The sequence below is a fragment of the Granulicella sp. WH15 genome (assembly GCF_009914315.1).
In the GTDB taxonomy this organism is placed as follows: Bacteria; Acidobacteriota; Terriglobia; order Terriglobales; family Acidobacteriaceae; genus Edaphobacter.
In genome coordinates this window covers 4,582,269-4,600,064 of sequence record NZ_CP042596.1, presented here as the reverse complement: position 1 = coordinate 4,600,064, position 17,796 = coordinate 4,582,269, and the positions used below count along the sequence as shown (strand labels likewise).

19 protein-coding genes are annotated in these 17,796 nt (G+C 64.2%); 13 read left to right on the top strand and 6 right to left on the bottom strand.

Going from position 1 to position 17,796, the window contains the following annotated elements; genetic code table 11:
- Positions 1 to 9 precede the first annotated feature (9 nt).
- From FTO74_RS19025 to FTO74_RS19010, 4 genes are all read left to right on the top strand, one after another.
- The gene (locus tag FTO74_RS19025; RefSeq protein ID WP_162539551.1) at positions 10 to 783 is read left to right on the top strand and encodes a YafY family protein; all 774 of its coding nucleotides are present in this window, start codon (positions 10 to 12) and stop codon (positions 781 to 783) included.
- 21 nt (positions 784 to 804) lie between these two features.
- Entirely contained in the window at positions 805 to 1,932 is a 1,128-nt protein-coding gene (alr, locus tag FTO74_RS19020; RefSeq protein ID WP_162539550.1) for an alanine racemase, read from the top strand.
- A 295-nt stretch (positions 1,933 to 2,227) separates the two neighbouring features.
- Positions 2,228 to 2,452, top strand: coding sequence for a hypothetical protein (locus FTO74_RS19015; RefSeq protein ID WP_162539549.1), 225 nt, complete (start codon positions 2,228 to 2,230; stop codon positions 2,450 to 2,452).
- Positions 2,453 to 3,496: a Gfo/Idh/MocA family oxidoreductase gene (locus tag FTO74_RS19010; RefSeq protein WP_162539548.1), complete on the top strand. Its 1,044-nt coding sequence runs from the start codon at positions 2,453 to 2,455 to the stop codon at positions 3,494 to 3,496.
- A gap of 276 nt (positions 3,497 to 3,772) precedes the next feature.
- Here FTO74_RS19010 and FTO74_RS19005 read toward each other — a convergent pair whose 3' ends face one another.
- The 4 genes from FTO74_RS19005 to FTO74_RS18990 form a co-directional block, all read right to left on the bottom strand.
- Entirely contained in the window at positions 3,773 to 4,180 is a 408-nt protein-coding gene (locus tag FTO74_RS19005; RefSeq protein ID WP_162539547.1) for a helix-turn-helix domain-containing protein, read from the bottom strand.
- 189 nt (positions 4,181 to 4,369) lie between these two features.
- Positions 4,370 to 5,248, bottom strand: a complete 879-nt coding sequence (locus FTO74_RS19000; RefSeq protein WP_220399056.1) for a DUF4292 domain-containing protein — start codon at positions 5,246 to 5,248, stop codon at positions 4,370 to 4,372.
- A 411-nt stretch (positions 5,249 to 5,659) separates the two neighbouring features.
- Positions 5,660 to 6,670, bottom strand: coding sequence for an endolytic transglycosylase MltG (gene mltG, locus FTO74_RS18995; RefSeq protein ID WP_162539545.1), 1,011 nt, complete (start codon positions 6,668 to 6,670; stop codon positions 5,660 to 5,662).
- Positions 6,671 to 7,037: 367 nt separating this feature from the next.
- On the bottom strand, positions 7,038 to 7,382 hold the full coding sequence (locus tag FTO74_RS18990) for a VOC family protein (protein ID WP_162539544.1): 345 nt from the start codon (positions 7,380 to 7,382) through the stop codon (positions 7,038 to 7,040).
- Positions 7,383 to 7,663: 281 nt separating this feature from the next.
- On the opposite strand from FTO74_RS18990, the gene ruvX reads away from it, so the two are divergent.
- The 5 genes from ruvX to FTO74_RS18965 all read left to right on the top strand — a co-directional run bounded on the left by ruvX (position 7,664) and on the right by FTO74_RS18965 (position 11,244).
- Positions 7,664 to 8,113 carry a Holliday junction resolvase RuvX gene (gene ruvX, locus FTO74_RS18985; protein WP_345933794.1) on the top strand — a complete coding sequence of 150 codons (450 nt, stop codon included), beginning with the start codon at positions 7,664 to 7,666 and terminating at the stop codon, positions 8,111 to 8,113.
- 121 nt (positions 8,114 to 8,234) lie between these two features.
- On the top strand, positions 8,235 to 8,741 hold the full coding sequence (gene greA / locus FTO74_RS18980) for a transcription elongation factor GreA (protein WP_162539542.1): 507 nt from the start codon (positions 8,235 to 8,237) through the stop codon (positions 8,739 to 8,741).
- Positions 8,742 to 8,839: 98 nt separating this feature from the next.
- Positions 8,840 to 9,502 (top strand): CDP-alcohol phosphatidyltransferase family protein, encoded by a 663-nt coding sequence (locus FTO74_RS18975; RefSeq protein ID WP_162539541.1) that lies wholly within the window; start codon positions 8,840 to 8,842, stop codon positions 9,500 to 9,502.
- A 93-nt stretch (positions 9,503 to 9,595) separates the two neighbouring features.
- The gene (locus tag FTO74_RS18970) at positions 9,596 to 10,519 is read left to right on the top strand and encodes an isoaspartyl peptidase/L-asparaginase (protein WP_162539540.1); all 924 of its coding nucleotides are present in this window, start codon (positions 9,596 to 9,598) and stop codon (positions 10,517 to 10,519) included.
- A 23-nt stretch (positions 10,520 to 10,542) separates the two neighbouring features.
- The gene (locus tag FTO74_RS18965) at positions 10,543 to 11,244 is read left to right on the top strand and encodes an iron-sulfur cluster loop (RefSeq protein ID WP_162539539.1); all 702 of its coding nucleotides are present in this window, start codon (positions 10,543 to 10,545) and stop codon (positions 11,242 to 11,244) included.
- Between the two features lie 66 nt (positions 11,245 to 11,310).
- On the opposite strand, the gene FTO74_RS18960 is transcribed toward FTO74_RS18965, so the two are convergent.
- Positions 11,311 to 11,922: a hypothetical protein gene (locus FTO74_RS18960; RefSeq protein WP_162539538.1), complete on the bottom strand. Its 612-nt coding sequence runs from the start codon at positions 11,920 to 11,922 to the stop codon at positions 11,311 to 11,313.
- A 69-nt stretch (positions 11,923 to 11,991) separates the two neighbouring features.
- Between FTO74_RS18960 and FTO74_RS18955 the strand changes: the two genes are divergently transcribed.
- The 3 genes from FTO74_RS18955 (at position 11,992) to FTO74_RS18945 (ending at position 15,359) form a co-directional block, all read left to right on the top strand.
- The gene (locus FTO74_RS18955) at positions 11,992 to 12,930 is read left to right on the top strand and encodes a D-hexose-6-phosphate mutarotase (protein WP_162539537.1); all 939 of its coding nucleotides are present in this window, start codon (positions 11,992 to 11,994) and stop codon (positions 12,928 to 12,930) included.
- Positions 12,931 to 12,936: 6 nt separating this feature from the next.
- Positions 12,937 to 13,539, top strand: a complete 603-nt coding sequence (locus FTO74_RS18950; RefSeq protein WP_162539536.1) for a Maf family protein — start codon at positions 12,937 to 12,939, stop codon at positions 13,537 to 13,539.
- Positions 13,540 to 13,787: 248 nt separating this feature from the next.
- On the top strand, positions 13,788 to 15,359 hold the full coding sequence (locus tag FTO74_RS18945; RefSeq protein ID WP_162539535.1) for a ribulokinase: 1,572 nt from the start codon (positions 13,788 to 13,790) through the stop codon (positions 15,357 to 15,359).
- Positions 15,360 to 15,461: 102 nt separating this feature from the next.
- Here FTO74_RS18945 and FTO74_RS18940 read toward each other — a convergent pair whose 3' ends face one another.
- Positions 15,462 to 16,766, bottom strand: a complete 1,305-nt coding sequence (locus FTO74_RS18940; RefSeq protein ID WP_162539534.1) for an MFS transporter — start codon at positions 16,764 to 16,766, stop codon at positions 15,462 to 15,464.
- A 144-nt stretch (positions 16,767 to 16,910) separates the two neighbouring features.
- On the opposite strand from FTO74_RS18940, the gene FTO74_RS18935 reads away from it, so the two are divergent.
- The gene (locus FTO74_RS18935) at positions 16,911 to 17,747 is read left to right on the top strand and encodes a hypothetical protein (protein WP_162539533.1); all 837 of its coding nucleotides are present in this window, start codon (positions 16,911 to 16,913) and stop codon (positions 17,745 to 17,747) included.
- Positions 17,748 to 17,796: the final 49 nt, after the last annotated feature.

Below are 17,796 nucleotides of genomic sequence, written 5' to 3'. Positions count from 1 at the left end.
ATCGTTGCTATGCGCCGCGCCGACCGACTCTTCCGCATCGTCCAGTTTCTGCGCCGCAGCCGACTGCTGACGGCGCGGCGGCTGGCCGAGAAGCTCCAGGTCTCCGAGCGGACGATCTACCGCGATGTGCGCGACCTGCAACTCTCGGGGATGCCCATTGAGGGCGAGGCCGGGGTGGGGTACACGCTGCGTCAGGATACCGACCTGCCTCCGCTGATGTTCACGCGCAAGGAGCTGACGGCGCTGGTGCTGGGTGCGCGGCTGGTGAAGGCGTGGGGCGGCCTCGAGAACGTCGCCGCAGCCGATGCGGCGCTGCAACGGATCGAGGCGGTGCTGCCTCCGGAGCTTCAGGCCGAGCTGGACGGGATTCTGCTCTTTGCGCCGGGCTACCAGTCCCAGGCGGTGCGCGAGCGGCTGGACCTGCTGCACCACGCGTCGATAGACCGTCACGCAATTCGCTTCAGGTATACCCGGCTGAACGGCGAAGCCAGCGAGCGCGAGGCCCGGCCGCTGGCGCTGGCGTTCTGGAGCGGCGTCTGGACGCTGGCGGCGTGGTGCGAGCTGCGCCACGACTTTCGGGCGTTCCGGGTCGACCGGATGGCTGAGCTGACCGTGGCGGCGGAGAGCTTTACCCCGAGGCGAGGACAGGAGATGAAGGACTTTCTGCGCAAGACGGCCCCGGAGGGTCCGGCCTACGGCCTGGAGCATCGCTTCCGCCCATTGGAGGATATCCGTCTGGACGAGATCCGGCCCGAGCCGGACGAGGCCGTCAAGCGGCGATAGGATGGGGGTAGAGGTTGCGGGTTGAACAACTGGATCGAGATTTCAGAGCAGCGGCTGGCGGATAACTATCGGGCACTCGTGGCCGTCGCCGGGGTGGACGTGCTGGCGGTGATTAAGGCCAACGCCTATGGGCATGGAGCGGCGCGGTGCGCGCCGATGCTGGCGAGGGCCGGGGCCGGGTGGCTGGGCGTGACGAGCGCGCGTGAGGGCGCGGCGGTGCGGCAGGCGCTCGTCGGGACCGATGTAAAAATTTTAGTGATGAGCGGGTTTCTGCCCGAGGATGTGGCTCTGCTGGTGGAGCATCGGCTGACACCGGTGGTCTGGACCTCCGATCAGCTCGGCTGGCTGGGCGAGGCGAGCCTGCCGGTGCATGTGGAGATTGACACCGGGATGTCGCGGCAGGGCGTGGAGCCGGGGCCGAGTCTGGCGGCGCTGCTGGACGGGATCGCGGCACAGCCCGGGCTGCGGGTGGATGGCGTCTTCACGCACTACAGCTCGTCCGAGGTGGCCGAGTCGCCCGTGACGCTGCGGCAGCAACATAGATTTGAAGAAGCGATCGCTCAGTTGGCGGCGCGGGGGCTGCAGCCCGACTGGGTTCACGCGGGCAATACTTCCACGGTCGATAATCCGGTCGGTGCGGCGGACTGGCTGATGGCGCTGGCGGCCTCAGTTGGGGCCAGGGCGATGGTTCGGACCGGGTTGGGGCTGTACGGGTACTGCCTGGAGATCGAACCGTCTGGCGAGCCTCATGTGGAGCCGTCACTGAAGCCGGTGATGACGTGGAAGACCCGCGTGCTGAGCGCGCGCGAGCTGGCTCCGGGCGAGTCCGTCGGCTACAACGGCATCTGGACCGCGAATGAGCCGGTGCGGGTAGCCTTGTTGCCGGTTGGCTATGCGGACGGCTGGCGGCGGGAGCTGTCCGCCACCAATCAGAAGCCCGGTGGCTGGGCGATGATCGCCGGGCAGAGAGCGCCGATCCTGGGACGCATCTCGATGAACCTGACCGTGGTGGATGTGACCGGGATCGCCGAGGTAAAGGCGGGCGACGAGGCCGTGGTGCTGGGCGATGGCGTCACGGCGGAGGACCATGCGCGGCTGGCAGGGACGATCTCGTACGAGATTTTGTGCGGCGTGCATCCCTGCGGGTAACACACCTTAAGGGCATGGCTTCAGCCGTTGCTTCTGGGGTAGGTCCGGGCTTTAGCCCGGACGCTAAAACTCGCCACCAATGTGGGCTTTAGCCCCCGAGGTATGTTTTCTTCAAATTCAGCAAAGACGTCCTGCCGGACGGCCCGCTGCGCGCGGGGCGGTCACTTCGTGACTTTCACACTTGTTTCGACAAGATCAACTGGATCGGGCCTCCCGCTGGTCGGCAGCGTGCCATTTGCGCCTGCGGGATGCGACCGCTAACATCGGGAAAGCACGGAAAGGAATTCGATCAGCCATGGAAGCAACCAACAGCACCAGCTCCGCCGCACGTCGCACCGAGGATATCGCACTCGACCTGCTCAAGTTCGTCGCGGCCCACGCGAATATCGGCGGCAAGACCAGCGGTTCGACGACCGGATTCGGAGTCGCGGCGGCCACCAAGCCGGATGACCAGGTGACGCACCTGCTCGACCTCTACTCCCGCTGCCGCGCAGCGGTCGAAGCGCCCGCCGAGAAGTAAGTGGCGCGTACCCGTGTAGCCGTAATTGGAGCCGGTGCGTTCGGACGCAACCATCTGCGGGTCTACCGCGAACTGGAGCTGGCCGGTACGCCGGTGGAGCTGGCCGCCGTCGTCGACCCCAGCGCGGAGGTGCGCGAGGCCGCGTCGGCGCAGTACGGCGTGCCGGGCTTTGAGACCGTGGAGGAGCTGCTGGCCTCTGGGCTGGGCCTAGACGCGGCGAGCGTCTGCGTGCCCACGGTCTTCCACGCCGCTGCCGCCGCGCCGCTACTGGCCGCCGGGCTGGACCTGCTGGTCGAAAAGCCGCTGGCCGCTACAGTCGAGCAGGCCGATGAGCTGATCGCGCTGGCCGCGAAGCATGGCCGCGTCCTCCAGACCGGGCATCTCGAACGCTTCAACCCGGCGGTGACCTCGGCGCGCGCGCACCTGCACCGGCCCATGTTCTTCGAGGCGCACCGCCTGAGCATCTTTACGGCGCGGTCGCTGGACGTGGACGTTGTGCTGGATCTGATGATCCACGATCTCGATATCGTGCTCTCGCTGGTGGATTCGCCGGTGCGCGAGGTGCGGGCGGTGGGGCTGCCGGTGCTCTCGCGGACGGTCGATATCGCCAACGTCCGGCTGGAGTTCGAGAACGGCTGCGTGGCCAACTTTACGGCCAGCCGGGTCTCGACCGAGCGGGTAAGGAAGCTGCGGTTCTTCCAGCCGCACCAGTATCTTTCGCTGGATTTTGCGCGGCAGGATCTGCTGCTGATCGACGTGACGGCGATGGCTGGGCTGGATCAGGCGGCAGTGGCAGCGTTGATCGAGAAGCACTCGAAGCCCGAGGCTCCGGGCGAGCCGAAGCATCCGACCGCGGGGCTGAACATGAGCAAGATTACAGTGCCTCCGGGGGAGCCGTTACGGCTGGAGATGGAGTCGTTTCTGGAGTCGGTGCGGATGCGGCGGACGCCGGTGGTGGATGGGGTGGCGGGGCGCAGGGCATTGGCGCTGGCGCTTGAGATCAATGCGGCGATTGCGGAGCACACCAAGAGAACAGGGCTATAAATCTTTTTCCCGACCAACGGGAGGGCCATGCGAAGCAGTAAAAAGGCGTGTGAACGCCCGCCCTCTGCGCAGGAGGCCCGTCCGGCAGGACGTCTTTCCTCATTTGAAGAAAGCATACCTCGGGGGCTAAAGCCCGCATCTGTGGCTGGTTTGAATGTCCGGGCTAAAGCCCGGACCTACCCCAGATGCACGAGCAAAGGCAGAAGCAGATTCCTCCGCTTCGCTCCTGAATGACAACCAAGAAAACAGGCAACGGCAACTGCGCCCCTGTGCTCGTTAGGCTGGGTCGTCGAGACGCTCGACCATCACGTCGGTTGATTTGATAAGAGCGGCGGCCGTGTCGCCTTTTTTCAGGCGCAGCTCGCGGACGGCGCTGGCGGTGATGATGGCCGTGATGTGGGCGTCCGTGGTGGCGATGACGACCTCGGCCAGCAGACCCTCCACCCGGATGCTGACGACCTTGCCGACGATCTGGTTGCGGCCGCTGATGCGGCGGTAGCGCTCGCGGGACTCCGCCGCCGGTTTGGCCGCGTCGCGTGCGAGGAAGGGCTTCAGGTCGGCCTCGGCGATGCGGTGGTGGCCGCCCGGCGTCTGTACCGACTTGAGTTTGCCCGTCAGGATCCACTGTTTGATGGTCGGGTAGCTGATACCGAGCAGGCGGGCGGCTTCGCGTGGGGTCAACATGGCTCTAGAGTACTTCGTCCCGTTCTTGGGGCGATAGCACGATTCAAACTGTGCCCCCTAATAAACGTGGCGAGGGGAAAAAGCATACCTCGGGGGCTAAAGCCCGCTTCCGTGGTTGATTTGAATGTCCGGGTTAAAACCCGGACCTACCCCAGAAGCAACGGCAAAAACAACGACTAAAACTGCGAATTACATCTTTTGTACAGGCATCCCGTCAGGGATTTTGAGCACGAACTGCTCGTCGTCGAGCTTCTCGTTCAGCACCAGCTTGGTGACGGCGATGCGCAGCGTGTACTCGTCGATGGGGCGGCGGATGTCGATCATCATGGGGAAGTCGGTGCCGTTCGTTACCTGGTACTGGCTGTAGTTGACCACCGTGACCACACGCCCGGAGGGGTCGTAGATGTCCTGCTGGTAGGGTCTCAGCTTGATGCGGTCGATGTGGATGACGCGCCGCCGCTCGAGCACGTGGTCGGACTTGAGGCCGAGCACCGTCAGGTCGTAGTCCGGCTCCTCGATGGACTCGTGCTTCTTGGTCGGCGAGGGTAGGATGCGGGAGGACTCGCTGAGTGCGACGTACTCGTCGGCGGCGACCGGGGGGATCTGAAGGGCGTCGCGGATGATGTTCGGGCGCAGGTTCTCGAAGCCCTTGGTGGACGGGGTGGTCACCGCGTCCGGGCCGACGACGGCGCGGTTCTTGGGCGGGATCAGGAGCTTGAAGTCCTTGCCGTCCGAGACCATGTCGAGCGCGCGCGAGCGGACGATGGGCACCAGTAGCAGCACGCGCAGGTCCGAGGGCTTGCGCAGAAAGATGTATCCGGCGAAGCTGGGAATCTCCTTGACCTCGCCCTGGTGCGCGCCGCCGGTGGTGGCGGTGATGTCGATAGTCGCGTTCAAGGTCTGGACGCCGTCGTAGTCGGCCTTGATCTTGCGTAGCAACTGCTCCAGCGGGATGGTGAGCGCCTTGTCGAGCACGACGGTCTTCTCCACCGGCTTGATCTTGACGGAGAAGCAGCCCGTCGTGGAGACGAGCAGGGGCAGCAGGCAGAGCAGGGCCAAGGCTCCCATGCGCCGGGTGTTTTTTGGGTTGTTCGGAGTGCGCTCATCGCGGCAGCCGACCTTGCATCTGGTCTGGGGCTGCCGGAGGCAGGCTATCTCCTTCGGTTGGTTACTGATCAAATCCATCCATCCTGTTTGCGCCGAGTCACGGGGATCGCTAGCCTGCGGGCGTATAGTGCGTCTGTCAATTCGCACAATTCGCATCTGCCTGGCCAGCCGGAGATCGGCGCATCTTTCAATCGTACCTGTTTCGATGATTCTGAGCCTCCGAACGTTTCGGAGAGTTTAGGGAGGAGCCACAGAAATCAGGTACTTCGTACCGTTCTCGGGGTGGTATAGGCGGGATTATCTTCTGGGGGTCTTCCGCTGGTCGGCAGCGAGAATTTTTCTTTCCGACCAGCGGGAGGACCACGCGAAGCTTTAAAAAGGCGTGCGAACGCCCTGATTTTGGGCTTTTCGGTAGGCCTGGACGTTGGCGTTATGCTGCTCCAGCGTGGCCGAAAATCGGCTGTGACCGGCGGCGTCGGCCACAAAGTAGAGGTAATCGGTGCGGGCGGGGTGCAGCGCGGCCTTCAGGGCGGCCAGGCCGGGGTTGCAGATGGGGCCGGGGGGCAGGCCGGTGTGCTTGTAGGTGTTGTAGGGCGAGGCCGCGTCCAGATCGCTGCGGAAGATGGTGGTCTTTGGCCCCGGACCCTGCCAGCGGCCGTCGAGCAGGGCCGCATAGATAACAGTCGGATCGGTGGCCAGGGGCATGTTGCGGGCGATGCGGTTCTGGAAGACTCCAGCAACAAGGGGTCGCTCGGAGTCGACGCGGACCTCCTTTTCGACCAGGCTGGCGAGCGTGATGAGGGAAGCATTGCGCTGCTCGGCGGGGATGGCGAGCGAATCGGCCTGCTGGCGGAAGCGGTGGACCATGACGGCGACCATCTGGTCGGCGGTGGCGTGGCGGGAGAAGCGGTAGGTGTCGGGGAAGAGGTAGCCCTCGAGCGAGGCGGCCTGGGGGCTCCAGTCGGCGATGAGCTGGGTGTCGCGGTGGGTGGCGGCGAGGAAATCTGCCGCCGAGCCGAGACCGGCGGCGGCTACGGCCTCCGAGAGGTCGTAGAGGTTGTAGCCCTCGGGGATGGTGACGGCGCGGGTGTAGACGTCGCCGCGGTCGATGCGGTCGTAGACCTCGGTGAGGGGGGCGGGGTGGTCGAAGCGGTACTCCCCCGCGTGCAGGACACCGCCGCGCCGGATGCGGAGCGCGTCGAAGGCGTAGCGGCTGCGGATGATGCCGGAGTGTTCGAGCCGGGCGGCGATGCCCTGGGTGCCGGTGCCGGTGGGGATGTCGACGAAGGTCTCGTGTGTGGGGCCGTAGGGGACGAAGACGAAGAAGCCGATGGCTGCCGCGGCCAGCAGGACGAGAACAAAGAGCGACTTGATGAATCCCAAACAAACCCTCCGATATGGCGGTTGGTTCATTTTACGTATGTGGGGGAGCTAAGATTTCTGATTCTGTCCAACGGGAGGACCACGCGAAGCAGTAAAGAGGCCTGTAAACGCCCGCCCTCCGTGCAGGAGGCCCGTCCGGCAGGTCAATCTTTAAAGCTTTTGAAGAAAAGCGTACCTCGAGGCTAAAGCCCGGACCTACTTTGGGAGCAAGGGCAGCAAAACTTCTTCCTTTCGGAAGGTAATGGGTCAAATTAAATCCCCAGTCTTTTATAGTGGCGTGAACTCTAGCTTTTGGGTTATGAAACCAAAGAGCATTGAAGATGACTAATGACTAAAACGAGTGGCCTCTCGCGAGGCCACTCAGGAATTACGTACCAGGTTGGAATATAGCCAACTCGTTTCCGCTCGGGTCGAGGAAGTGGAAGCGCTGGCCTCCTGGGTACGCGAAGATTTGCATAGTAATGGTGCTGCCTGCTTCTTGTACTCGCTTGAGCGTTGTTCTAATATCCGCGGTCTCGACGATGACCATAGGCGCTTTAGACTTACTAGCCGGATCACCGTTGAAGCCACCTTCCAGACCGCCGTTTTCTACGGCCGCATAATCATCGCCATAGTCTTGAAAAGTCCAGCCAAAGAGCTGTCCATAGAACTCCTTCAATGCGGATACGTTGGTAGAAGGCAGTTCAAAGTATGCGATCTTGTTTTCTGACATGAAAGCTCCAGTAGCGCTTTCAGCGCCGCTCTCGCAAGCTGGCCCCCATCCAACCGGCGGCGAGAAGTACGCCGGTCAGGTAGAGGCCGAAGGGTTCAGCCTCGCGAGGAACAATAGAATCATAATCTGAGGCATCTTCTTTCACGCATGATAATGTCCCTTACCATGCGTTCGCGATAGCAGATATTTTTTGGATTCAAACTGGCCCACTACCCATACCCACCGGGCTGGTTGCCGGGCATTAGACTCGGCTTATGAGTACCGACACACAAACCGCTGGCGTGAGCAGGATTTTAGCGCTCGATGTCGGCGATCGCCGGATCGGGCTGGCGCTCTCGGACGAGCTGGGCTACACCGCGCAGCCGTTATTTACGCTGCACAGAGCCGGTCTGCGCAAAGACCTGAAAGAGCTGGCCCGCACCTTGCGGCGGCATGGGGTCACCGAGATCGTGGTCGGCAATCCGCTGTACATGTCCGGCGACCTGAGCCCGCAGGCCGAGAAGGCGCAGGCCTTCGCCGAGGCCGTTCGCGCCGAGTTCGGCCTGCCCGTGCACCTGTGGGACGAGCGCCTGACCACCACCCAGGCGCACCGCCATCTGGACGACGCCGGGCACTCGCGCGCGCCGAACGCGCAGGGAGTGGGCCGCAAGAACATCATCGACCAGGTAGCCGCGGTGCTGATTTTGCAGGCGTTTCTGGAGGCCCGGGAGAACGCGGTTAAACGCGGCTAAGGTCGCACGTACAACACGCGGACTGGAAGCCACATCCCACCGTCGTATAATTTACTTTTGATACTGCTCCGCCAGGAACCTTCCTGCGTCGAGTAACAGTTTCCCCGGAAGGCCTCACATCATGCCCGAACACATCAAAGCCCGGCTCGCGGAAGAGATCAAAGCACTCGAGCACGAGCTGACCACCGAGCTGCCCGCCGAGATCAAGAAAGCCGTTGCCCTGGGCGACCTGAGCGAGAATGCCGAGTACCACATGGCCAAGCAGCGGCAGGTCTTCGTCAACGCGCGCCTGGGACAGTTGAAGAAGCGCATGGGCGAGTTGGCCATGGTCAACCTGGCCAACATTCCGGCGGACCGCGTCGGCTTCGGATCGACCATCACGGTCTTCGATTCGAGCAAGGACGAAGAGATTATTTATAAGCTTGTGACCAGCGAGGAGTCTGATGTCACCAAGGGGCTTATCTCGACCACCTCGCCCATCGGCCGCGCGCTGCTGGGCAAGTTCGTCGGCGATACCGCCGTGGTGGTTACGCCGAACGGCAAGCGTGAGCTGGAGATTCTGAAGCTGGCCACGATTCACGATGTGGTGCCGGAAGACAAGACTCTGCCTGAAGTAACAAAGGAGTAAGCTGCCGTGCTCGCGCACTACGACGTCATCGGTTCTGCCCCGGCCCGGGTGCTGGAGCCAACGGAGAGGGTCTACGTGCGGCACGTGAGGGGACGCGCATGAGTGCAGGACAAGAGGCGGTGGGCGGATCGCTCACCTGGACGAGCGCCTTCGGGCGCGCCTGCGGCTGGCTGCTGCAGAAGATCGTCAACGGACTGGCGATCTCGAAGATCTCCCCCAATGCGCTGACGTTCATCGGGCTGGTCATCAACATCGCCGCCGCGCTCTTCTTTGGCTTCGCCCGCGGCGACCATGCTGTGCGCTACTTCTTTTATGCCGGGCTGGTCATCATCGGCGCGGGCCTCTTCGACATGGTCGATGGCCGGGTCGCCCGCCAGACCAACCAGGTCTCCATCTTCGGCGCGTTCTTCGACTCGGTGATGGACCGCTACTCCGACGTCGCCATCTTCTTCGGGCTGCTGGTCTTTTATGCGCGCGGCAACCGCCTCTTCTACGTCGGTCTGGTGGCCTTCGTCATGACGGCCAGCCTGATGGTCAGCTACACCCGCGCCCGCGCCGAGGCGCTGATCGGATCGTGCAAGGTCGGCTTCATGGAGCGGCCGGAGCGGATCGTCTGCGTCATTCTGGGCGCGCTCTTCAACCGCTGGGGCGTGATGGCTCCCGCGCTTTGGGTGCTGGCGCTTTTCTCCACCATCACGGTCATTCACCGGATTCGCTACACCTATAACGAGACCGAGCGGATGAAGCTGCTGGCTCGTTAAAAGCGTCCTCGCGCCAGAGCACTTCGTGCGGTTCTCGGCTTCGTGTGGTCCTCCCGTTGGTCGGCAGCCAGAGGCTCGTACAATCGAATCTGCATGAGAAAACCGACACTTTTAATCCACGGTGGCGCCTGGGCTATGCCCGACGCCGATATCGCCGCGCACGAGAACGGCATCTCCAACGCGCTGGACGCAGGCTGGGCTGTGCTGGAGCGCGGTGGCTCCGCCGTTGACGCGGTGCAGGCCGCAATTACGGTGATGGAAGACGACGAGGCCTTCGACGCCGGGCGCGGCTCCTACCTGACGCGCGACGGGCGCGTACAGCTCGACGCCCTGATGATGGACGGCAAGTCTCTGAACGCGGGCGGCGTGGGCTGCGTGGAGCGGATCAAGAACCCGATCCAACTGGCGCGGCTGGTGCTCGACGAGTCGCCGCACGTCTACTTCGTGGGCACGGGCGCGGAGCGGTTCGCCATGCAGCACGGCATGAGGCCCTGCGACAACATGGACCTTGTGATCCCGCGAGAACAGAAGCGCCTGTACGACGCGCAGGCCGCGGGGCTGGGCGATACGACCTTCACGGGCGCGCCGATGGCTGGCCCGCTCGACAGTCACGATACCGTGGGAGCCACGGCGCTCGACGCCGACGGCAACCTGGCCTCCGGAACCTCGACCGGCGGCACGCTGGATAAGCTGCCGGGGCGTGTGGGCGACTCCTCATTGATCGGCTGCGGCTGCTATGCGGATAACGAGTCGGCGGCGACGTCACTGACCGGCTGGGGCGAGCCGATTATGAAGCTGGTGCTGGGCAAGTGGGCGGTGGATCGCGTCGCCGCCGGGGCCACGCCGCAGCAGGCCGCCGAAGCCGCGATTGCGCATCTGCACAAACGGCTGGGCGGGCACGGCGGCATCATCGTGATGGGACCAGACGGGTCGCTGGGGCTGGCGCACAACACGCCGCGCATGGCGTGGGGCATCGCCTCCGAGGGGCGGCGCGAGATCGGAATTACCCGGAACTGACGCGGGTGGAATAGATTTAAGCGATGCAGTCTGCTTCACTCTTTCCGTCTCCGGCCGACCACCGGCTGCCCGAGATCCACCAGCTTCTGCTCGAGTACTATGGCAAGCCCAAGCCGCGCGAGCCCTGGGACCCGCTCAAGCAGTTCATCTACTCGCTGCTCTCGTCGCGGACCAAGACCGAGGTCTCGCACCAGGTGGTGCGCGACCTCGAGGCCCGCTATGCGAGCTGGGACGATCTGCGCGATGCGCCGGTGCCCGAGATCGAGCAGGCCATCGCCGCCGTTACCTTTCCCGAGACCAAGGCCCCGTGGCTGAAGATCGCGTTGCAGCAGATTACGGCGCGCTATGGTTCGTTGACGCTGGACTTTCTGGCTCGCTACCGGACCGACAAGATCCGCGAGTGGCTGGAGCAGTTCGAGGGCGTCGGCCCCAAGACCTCGGCGGCGGTGGTGAACTTTTCGACCCTGCGCCGACGTGCCCTGTGCGTGGACTCGCACCATCTGCGCGTGACCCAGCGGCTGAAGCTGACGCCGCGCGCCGACGCAGCGATCACCGAAGAGCGGTTGATGCGGCTGGTGCCCGAGGAGTGGGACGCGGCGATGCTCGATGAGCACCACTCGCTCATCAAGCTGCACGGGCAAAAGCTCTGCACCTTCGCCGAGCCGCAGTGCAAGGGGTGTCCGTTGTTGCAGGTATGCCCGACGGGTAAGGCGAAAGTCGAATAACCGCAAAAGCGCCCTCCCGCCGGGCGGGCGGCACTTCGTGCGGTTCTCGACGCTTCGCGTGAAAGGCTAATTTACCGCCAGGTTGGCGTCCATATCCACCACCAGCGATTGCCCGTTCACCTGCATTGAGTGCAGCTTCAAACGGCTCAACGTCAACGCATATCCGGTCTGTTGCTGCGAGTTCACCAGCAGCTTGCGCATCAGCTCGGCGGCGTTCACCTTCATCTGCTGCGGCAGCTTGCCGCTCAGAAACGGGATCAGCAGAAAGTTCAGCTCCTTCATCCCCGGAATCGAGCCGTCGCTCAAGCTCTCCACCCTCGCGTCGCGGAAGCCCACCGACTCATCCTCAGCCTCGGGGATGAAGGAGACCTGCGCGTTGGTCTGGAGCGAGACGCCGATGCAGGCTCCGCGGAGGCTGGTGCCCAGCTTGGCGCGGGTGTGCACCTTCACCACCACGCGGTCGTCGCGGAACGAGACCTCGGGCCGGTCGGCGTAGACGAAGCACGGAGAGGTGGGATTCCCCTTGACGTAGTACCGCCCCTCCGGCGCGACGAAGAGCTGGTTGATGAGCGTGCGCTCCAGCGCCTGGGCCGAGACCTTGACCTCGACAGCGGAGGCAGGGCGTGCGGCAGTCAGCAGCAGGAACAGCAGGCAGAGCAGAGCGGAACGAGTCCTCATGAATTAAAGAATAAGCGGATATGGGCCGGTTCGACGGAGCGCCCGGAGCGTTCTACACTCGTGTTGGATATGGATATCAAGAAGCTGAATGAAGAGTTTGGCCTGGACGGCGTGCTGGCCTTCGAGGAGCACGAGGGGATGGTGCGGGCGCAGGTCACCAGCTCGTCCGCGACCGCGACGATCTACCTGCATGGCGCGCATGTGACCCACTGGCAGCCCGCCGGACACGATCCGGTGCTCTACCTTAGCCCCAACACCGAGATTGCGGAGGGCAAGGCGATCCGGGGCGGCGTGCCGATCTGCTTCCCGTGGTTCGGACCGCGCGCGGACGGCAAGCCCGGCCCGTCGCACGGCTTCGCCCGGACGCAGAGCTGGGACGTTGCCTTTGCGGCGCTGGTGCCCGGCGCGGGCCGCGAACAGGTGCACCTGAGCCTGACCCTGGGGCCGACCGAGCTTTCGCGCTCGCTGGGCTTCGACCACTTCCGCGTGGCCTACCAGCTGGTGATCGGGCGCACGCTGAAGCTGCGGCTGGCCGTCGCCAACCTGGGCGACAGGCCGATGCACATCGAAGAGGCGCTGCACACCTACTTCGCCGTGCCGGACGTGCGCAAGGTGTCGATCACCGGGCTTGAGGGCGCGGAGTACATCGACAAGATGGATAAGATGGCGCTCAAGCGGCTGCCCGAGGAGCCGCTCGAGATCACCGAGACGACCGACCGCGTCTTCCCGGGTCATAAGGCGACCTGCACGATCAAGACCGGCAACCCGGCCACCGACATCAACAACAGGAAGGCCAACTCGGCCACTACCGTGGTCTGGAACCCGTGGAATCTCGTTCTCGGCGACCTGCCTGCCGATGGCTGGGAGCACTTCGTCTGCGTGGAGACGGCCAATACCGGCGCGGATAGCGTCACGATTGCTCCGGGCGACTCGCATACGATGGAGGCCGAGATCAGCGTAGGTCCGCCGCCGCCGCCACGCACCCCTGAAGCCGCGCCTGCATCTTAACCAGTCATGCTGATTCTTGCCTCCGCCTCGCCACGCCGCCGTGAACTGCTGACCCAGGCCGGACTCGACTACATCGTCGAGCCCGCCGATATCGACGAGACCCCGCTGCCCAATGAGGCGGCTGCCGCGTATGTGCAGCGGCTGGCCATCGAGAAGGCGCAGGCGGTGTACAAGCTGCACGCCTCCAATCTGGAGCCTCCGCTGGTGCTGGCCGCCGATACCTGTGTGGTGCTCGACGACCGGGTGCTAGGCAAGCCGACCTCGGGCGCGGACGCGGTGCGGATGCTGACGATGCTCTCCGGTCGGACCCATGCGGTGATGACCGGCGTGGCTGCGGTTTCGGCGCTCCGCACGGTGGCCGATGTGGAGATCACGCAGGTGACCTTCAACCTGATGACGGAGGCCGAGATCCGCGAGTATGTGGATGGCGGCGAGCCGCTCGACAAGGCTGGGGCGTATGCGATCCAGGGGTATGCGGCCCGGTGGATTCCTCGAATCGAGGGCGATTACGGCAATGTGGTGGGGCTGCCGATTGCTCGGGTGGTCCGGCTGCTGGCCGAGGTGTTGGCCCCGGTTGAGACGAAGGTGGCCACAGACCTTATTGCCTAGCCGTTGGTCGGCTGTGAGCATTTTTGTCGTTGCCGTCGCTTGTTTTCTTGGTTGTCATTCAGGAGCGAAGCGGAGGAATCTGCTTCTGCATTGTTTAGAGGCAACAGCAAAAGCGCCCTAACGCCGGGCGGGCGCCACTTCGTGGGGTTTTGGACGCTGCGCGTGAAAGTATTTTTTTATCTATGAATAGCGAGACAAGCTCCAGAGCCGCCGGATAGGATGGAACGGATCTCTCTGGAGCGAATGGAATGGCAATTGTCGCAGGCGTAGACTTCGGCACCCTCAGCGTACGCGTAACCCTGCTCGACAGCGAGCGCGGCCCCCTCGGCACCGCCGTCGCGGCTTACCCGCTGCACCGCAGCACCTCCGACCACGACCTCGCCACGCAGTCGCACGAGGACCACATGGTCTCGCTCGCGCAGGCCATGCACGCGGCGCTCGCACAGACCGGCGTGGCCGGAGACGACGTCCGCGCCATCGCGCTCGACACCACCGGGTCGAGCGTCATCCCCGTTGATGCGCACATGCAGCCGCTGAACGAGTACTACCTGTGGTGCGACCACCGCGCCAAGCACGAGGCCCACAAGATCACCGCGCTGGCCCACGCCGAGGGCATCGAGGCCATCGACTGGTGCGGCGGCGTCTACTCGCACGAGTGGGGATTCGCCAAGCTGCTGCACTGGCTGCGGAATAATCCTGAGAAGCGCGGCCAGTTCGCCAGCGCCTTCGAGCACTGCGACATGGTGGCGGCGACGCTCTCGGGCATCACCGACCCGAAGCTAGTCAAGCGCAGCGTCTGCGCGATGGGGCACAAGTGGCTCTGGAACCCGAAGTGGGGCGGCTACCCGCCGCAGGCTTTTTTGAGCAAGGTGGACCCGCTCTTCGACGGTGTAGTCGAGAAGATGTCCGGCGAGTTCCTCACCTCGGACCATCTGGCCGGGCATCTTTCCCCCGAATGGGCTGCGAAGATGGGCCTCAAGGCAGGGATTCCCATTCCCGTCGGCGCGTTTGACGCGCATTGGGACGCCATCGGCGCGGGCTGCCGTCAGGGCGACGTCGTCAACGTCATCGGCACCTCGACGTGCATCATCGCGATGCAGCCCGAGGTGAATCTGGTGCCGGGCGTCTGCGGGGTGGTCCCCGGCTCGGTGCATCCGTACTACACCGGCGTCGAGGCCGGTCTTTCGGCTGTAGGCGATATCTTTGAGGCCATCGCCAAGCGCGCGGGCACGACGGTGAAGGAGCTTTCCGCCCAGACCGCTGGCTTCAAGGCCGGGCAGACCGGGCTGCTGCGGCTGAGCTGGGATAACGGCGACCGCACGGTGCTGGTCGACGCCGATCTGGCTGGCGTCACGCTGGGCTGGACGCTGCTGCACACCGCGGCGGATGAGTTCTTCGCCGCCATCGAGGGCACGGCCTTCCACACGCGCATCATCCTTGAGCGTATGGCCGAGTACGGCGTTCCGGTCCAGCGCGTCATCAACGGCGGCGGCATCCCGCAGCACAATCAGGCGCTCAACCAGGTCTATGCCAACGTGCTGAACAAGCCGGTGGTGGTGCCGGACGGCATCCCGACCAGTCTGGGCTCAGGGATCTTTGCCATGCTGGCGATCGGCGAGTTCAAGAGCGTGGAGGAGGCTCAGGCGAAGCTCTGCCTGAAGGAGAAGATCTTTCTGCCGGAGCCGTTTGAGGCGTCGATCTATGAGGAGTTGTTTGGGCTTTATCGGCGGCTTTACTTTGCATTGGGAAGCAACCAAACAGAAGGGGTCGATCTGCACGCGATCTTTGGCGACCTGAGAAAAATCTCAGTCCGTCATTGACCGAATGTTGATCCCGACCAACGGAAGGGCCACGCGAAGCAGTAAAAAGGCGTGTAAACGCCCGCCCCGCGCGCAGCGGGCCCGTCCGGCAGGACAAGCCTTTTATCCGGGCGACTGTGCAGTGCGGCGCAGGTAAAGAATCAGCCCTGCGCCGATGAGGCAGGGAACCGTCAGCGCGGCCAGCCCGGTGCGGTAGCTGCCGGTGGCATCTTTCGAGACGCCCATCCACGCCGGGCCGATAAATCCGCCAAGCATCCCGATCATGTTGATGGTCGCAATACCCGCCGCAGCCGAGCGCCCCTTGAGGAAGCCGCCGGGGATCGCCCACAGCGGCCCCTGAATGCCCGAGTAGGTGAAGACAGTCAGGGCCAGCGCGGGCACGACCAGCCACGGCTTTGTCGCCAGACCGCCGCAGGCGAAGCCCACGGCCATGAGGAGAAAGGGCACGATGACGTGCCAGTACCGCTCGCGCGTGCGGTCGGAGTGGATGGCGTTGAAGATCATGCAGGCCGCGCCGACGAGGTTCATCGCCGAGAGCAGCCAGCCGACCACGGTGGCGCTGGCGTGGGTGGCCTCGGTCAGGATGGCCGGGGCCGAGAGGGTGTAGGCGTAGTTGCTGCCCAGCTCCAGCAGGAAGACGGCGCTCATCAGCCAGACGCGCCAGTCGAGCAGCGCGGTGCCGATACTGTGGGTGTCGTGCCCGGCCTCTCGGAGGCGGTCCTCTTCCAGTGCGCCTAGGATCGAGGCTCTCTCCTCCTCGGTCAGCCACGCGGCGTCGGCGGGGCCGTCGGGGATGAAGAAGAGGAAAACCACGCTGAGCACGATCGCCGGGAGGCCCTCCACGAGAAAGAGCCATTGCCAGCCCGCGAGTCCGAGCCGCCCGTTCAGATGCAGCAGCCCGCCCGCGATGGCTCCCATGACCACCGAGCTGAGCGGCATGGCGACGTAGAATCGGCTGACGGCGCGGGCGCGCAGGTGCGCCGGGAACCACTGCGTCAGGTAGAAGATGACGCCGGGGAAGAAGCCCGCCTCCGCCATGCCCAGCAGGAAGCGCATGGTGTAGAACTGCCACGGCGTCCGGACCAGCGCCATGCCGATGGCGAGCACGCCCCAGGTAATCATGATGCGGGCCAGCCAGCGCCGTGCGCCGAAGCGGTAGAGCGCCAGGTTCGAGGGGATCTCGAGCGCCGCGTAGCTGAGGAAGAACAGCCCCGCGCCCAGCCCGTAGACTGAGGCGCTGAAGTGCAGGTCGCGGTTCATCTGCAGGGCGGCGAAGCTGATGTTGACCCGGTCCATGTAGGCCGTGCCGTAGCCCAGGGCGATCAGAGGGATCAGGCGCAGGGTGGCCTTGCGCAGGGCGCGGGCGGCGACGGCGTCCTGATCTGCGGCTACGGGCAGGACCGACATGAGTGCCTTTCTGCGAAAGAAACAGGCTGAGTGCTGATGGGTGCAGTGAGGATAGCATCGGCCTCCGCCCGCGCCAAGGGGCGGGATTCCAACCTTTTGCGATTCACCTAGTCTTAAGGTCTGTTGGTTAGCATCTACCTTCCTATGCAGATCAAACGCCGGTACTCTGTTTCAAGTCTTGTTCTTCTCACCGGCATCTCTCTGGCGCTCCTGCCATCTGCTGCTTCGGCTCAAGCCGTGTACGACGCCAAGCCGATGCTGACGGCGTTGATCGTGCATGAGGATGAGGATGCTCTGCACCGTGGCCGTTATCTTTATCTTTCCACCGAACGCTCGGACCGCACCGACGGGCACCTGTGGACGGAGCGCGTCGTCGAGACCAAGCTGGGGCGTATCCGCTACCTGATCGCCGAGGACGGCAAGCCCCTGAGCCCCGAGCGTGCGGCAGCCGAGCGTGCCCGCATCGTCGAGATCGGCGCGCATCCCGACGCCTTCCAGAAGCGGGAGCAGGCGCTGAAGAACGATGAGACCCGCGCCAAGCAGATGCTGCAACTGCTGCCGAAGGCCTTTCTCTTTGACTCGCCCGCGCGCGAGGGGCCGTACCTGAAGCTGCGCTTCCGGCCCGATCCGGCGTACTCGCCGCAGTCGATGGAGGATCGCGTGCTGGCCTCCATGTCGGGGACCATTACGGTGGAAGAAGCCACGGCGCGGCTGCACATGATTGAAGGCAGGCTCTCGCAGGATGTGCTGCTGGGCTTCGGGCTGATCGCGACGATCAAGTCCGGCAGCAGCTTTGCGACTACTCGCGACCGCGTGGAGGGCAGCGACTGGAAGACCGCCAGTCTGGACACGGATATCACCGGCCGCGCCATCTTCTTCAAGGCAATCGCCAAGAAGCAGCACTCGGAGCATAGCGGCTTCAAGCATCTGCCGGACGACCTGCCGTTCGAGCAGGCAGTAGCGCTGGCCCTGGCCAAGTAGCAACGGCAAAAGCGTCCTCACGCCGGACGGGCGCCACTTCGTGGGGTAT

Bases quoted from the DNA above. Each gene is read 5' to 3' on its own strand.
- FTO74_RS19025 (WP_162539551.1), top strand. From the start codon at position 10: ATGCGCCGCGCCGACCGACTCTTCCGCATCGTCCAGTTTCTGCGCCGC.
- FTO74_RS19015 (WP_162539549.1), top strand. From the start codon at position 2,228: ATGGAAGCAACCAACAGCACCAGCTCCGCCGCACGTCGCACCGAGGAT.
- FTO74_RS19005 (WP_162539547.1), bottom strand. From the start codon at position 4,180: ATGTTGACCCCACGCGAAGCCGCCCGCCTGCTCGGTATCAGCTACCCG.
- FTO74_RS19000 (WP_220399056.1), bottom strand. From the start codon at position 5,248: ATGGGAGCCTTGGCCCTGCTCTGCCTGCTGCCCCTGCTCGTCTCCACG.
- FTO74_RS18990 (WP_162539544.1), bottom strand. From the start codon at position 7,382: ATGTCAGAAAACAAGATCGCATACTTTGAACTGCCTTCTACCAACGTA.
- greA (WP_162539542.1), top strand. From the start codon at position 8,235: ATGCCCGAACACATCAAAGCCCGGCTCGCGGAAGAGATCAAAGCACTC.
- FTO74_RS18975 (WP_162539541.1), top strand. From the start codon at position 8,840: ATGAGTGCAGGACAAGAGGCGGTGGGCGGATCGCTCACCTGGACGAGC.
- FTO74_RS18970 (WP_162539540.1), top strand. From the start codon at position 9,596: ATGAGAAAACCGACACTTTTAATCCACGGTGGCGCCTGGGCTATGCCC.
- FTO74_RS18965 (WP_162539539.1), top strand. From the start codon at position 10,543: ATGCAGTCTGCTTCACTCTTTCCGTCTCCGGCCGACCACCGGCTGCCC.
- FTO74_RS18960 (WP_162539538.1), bottom strand. From the start codon at position 11,922: ATGAGGACTCGTTCCGCTCTGCTCTGCCTGCTGTTCCTGCTGCTGACT.
- FTO74_RS18955 (WP_162539537.1), top strand. From the start codon at position 11,992: ATGGATATCAAGAAGCTGAATGAAGAGTTTGGCCTGGACGGCGTGCTG.
- FTO74_RS18950 (WP_162539536.1), top strand. From the start codon at position 12,937: ATGCTGATTCTTGCCTCCGCCTCGCCACGCCGCCGTGAACTGCTGACC.
- FTO74_RS18945 (WP_162539535.1), top strand. From the start codon at position 13,788: ATGGCAATTGTCGCAGGCGTAGACTTCGGCACCCTCAGCGTACGCGTA.
- FTO74_RS18940 (WP_162539534.1), bottom strand. From the start codon at position 16,766: ATGTCGGTCCTGCCCGTAGCCGCAGATCAGGACGCCGTCGCCGCCCGC.
- FTO74_RS18935 (WP_162539533.1), top strand. From the start codon at position 16,911: ATGCAGATCAAACGCCGGTACTCTGTTTCAAGTCTTGTTCTTCTCACC.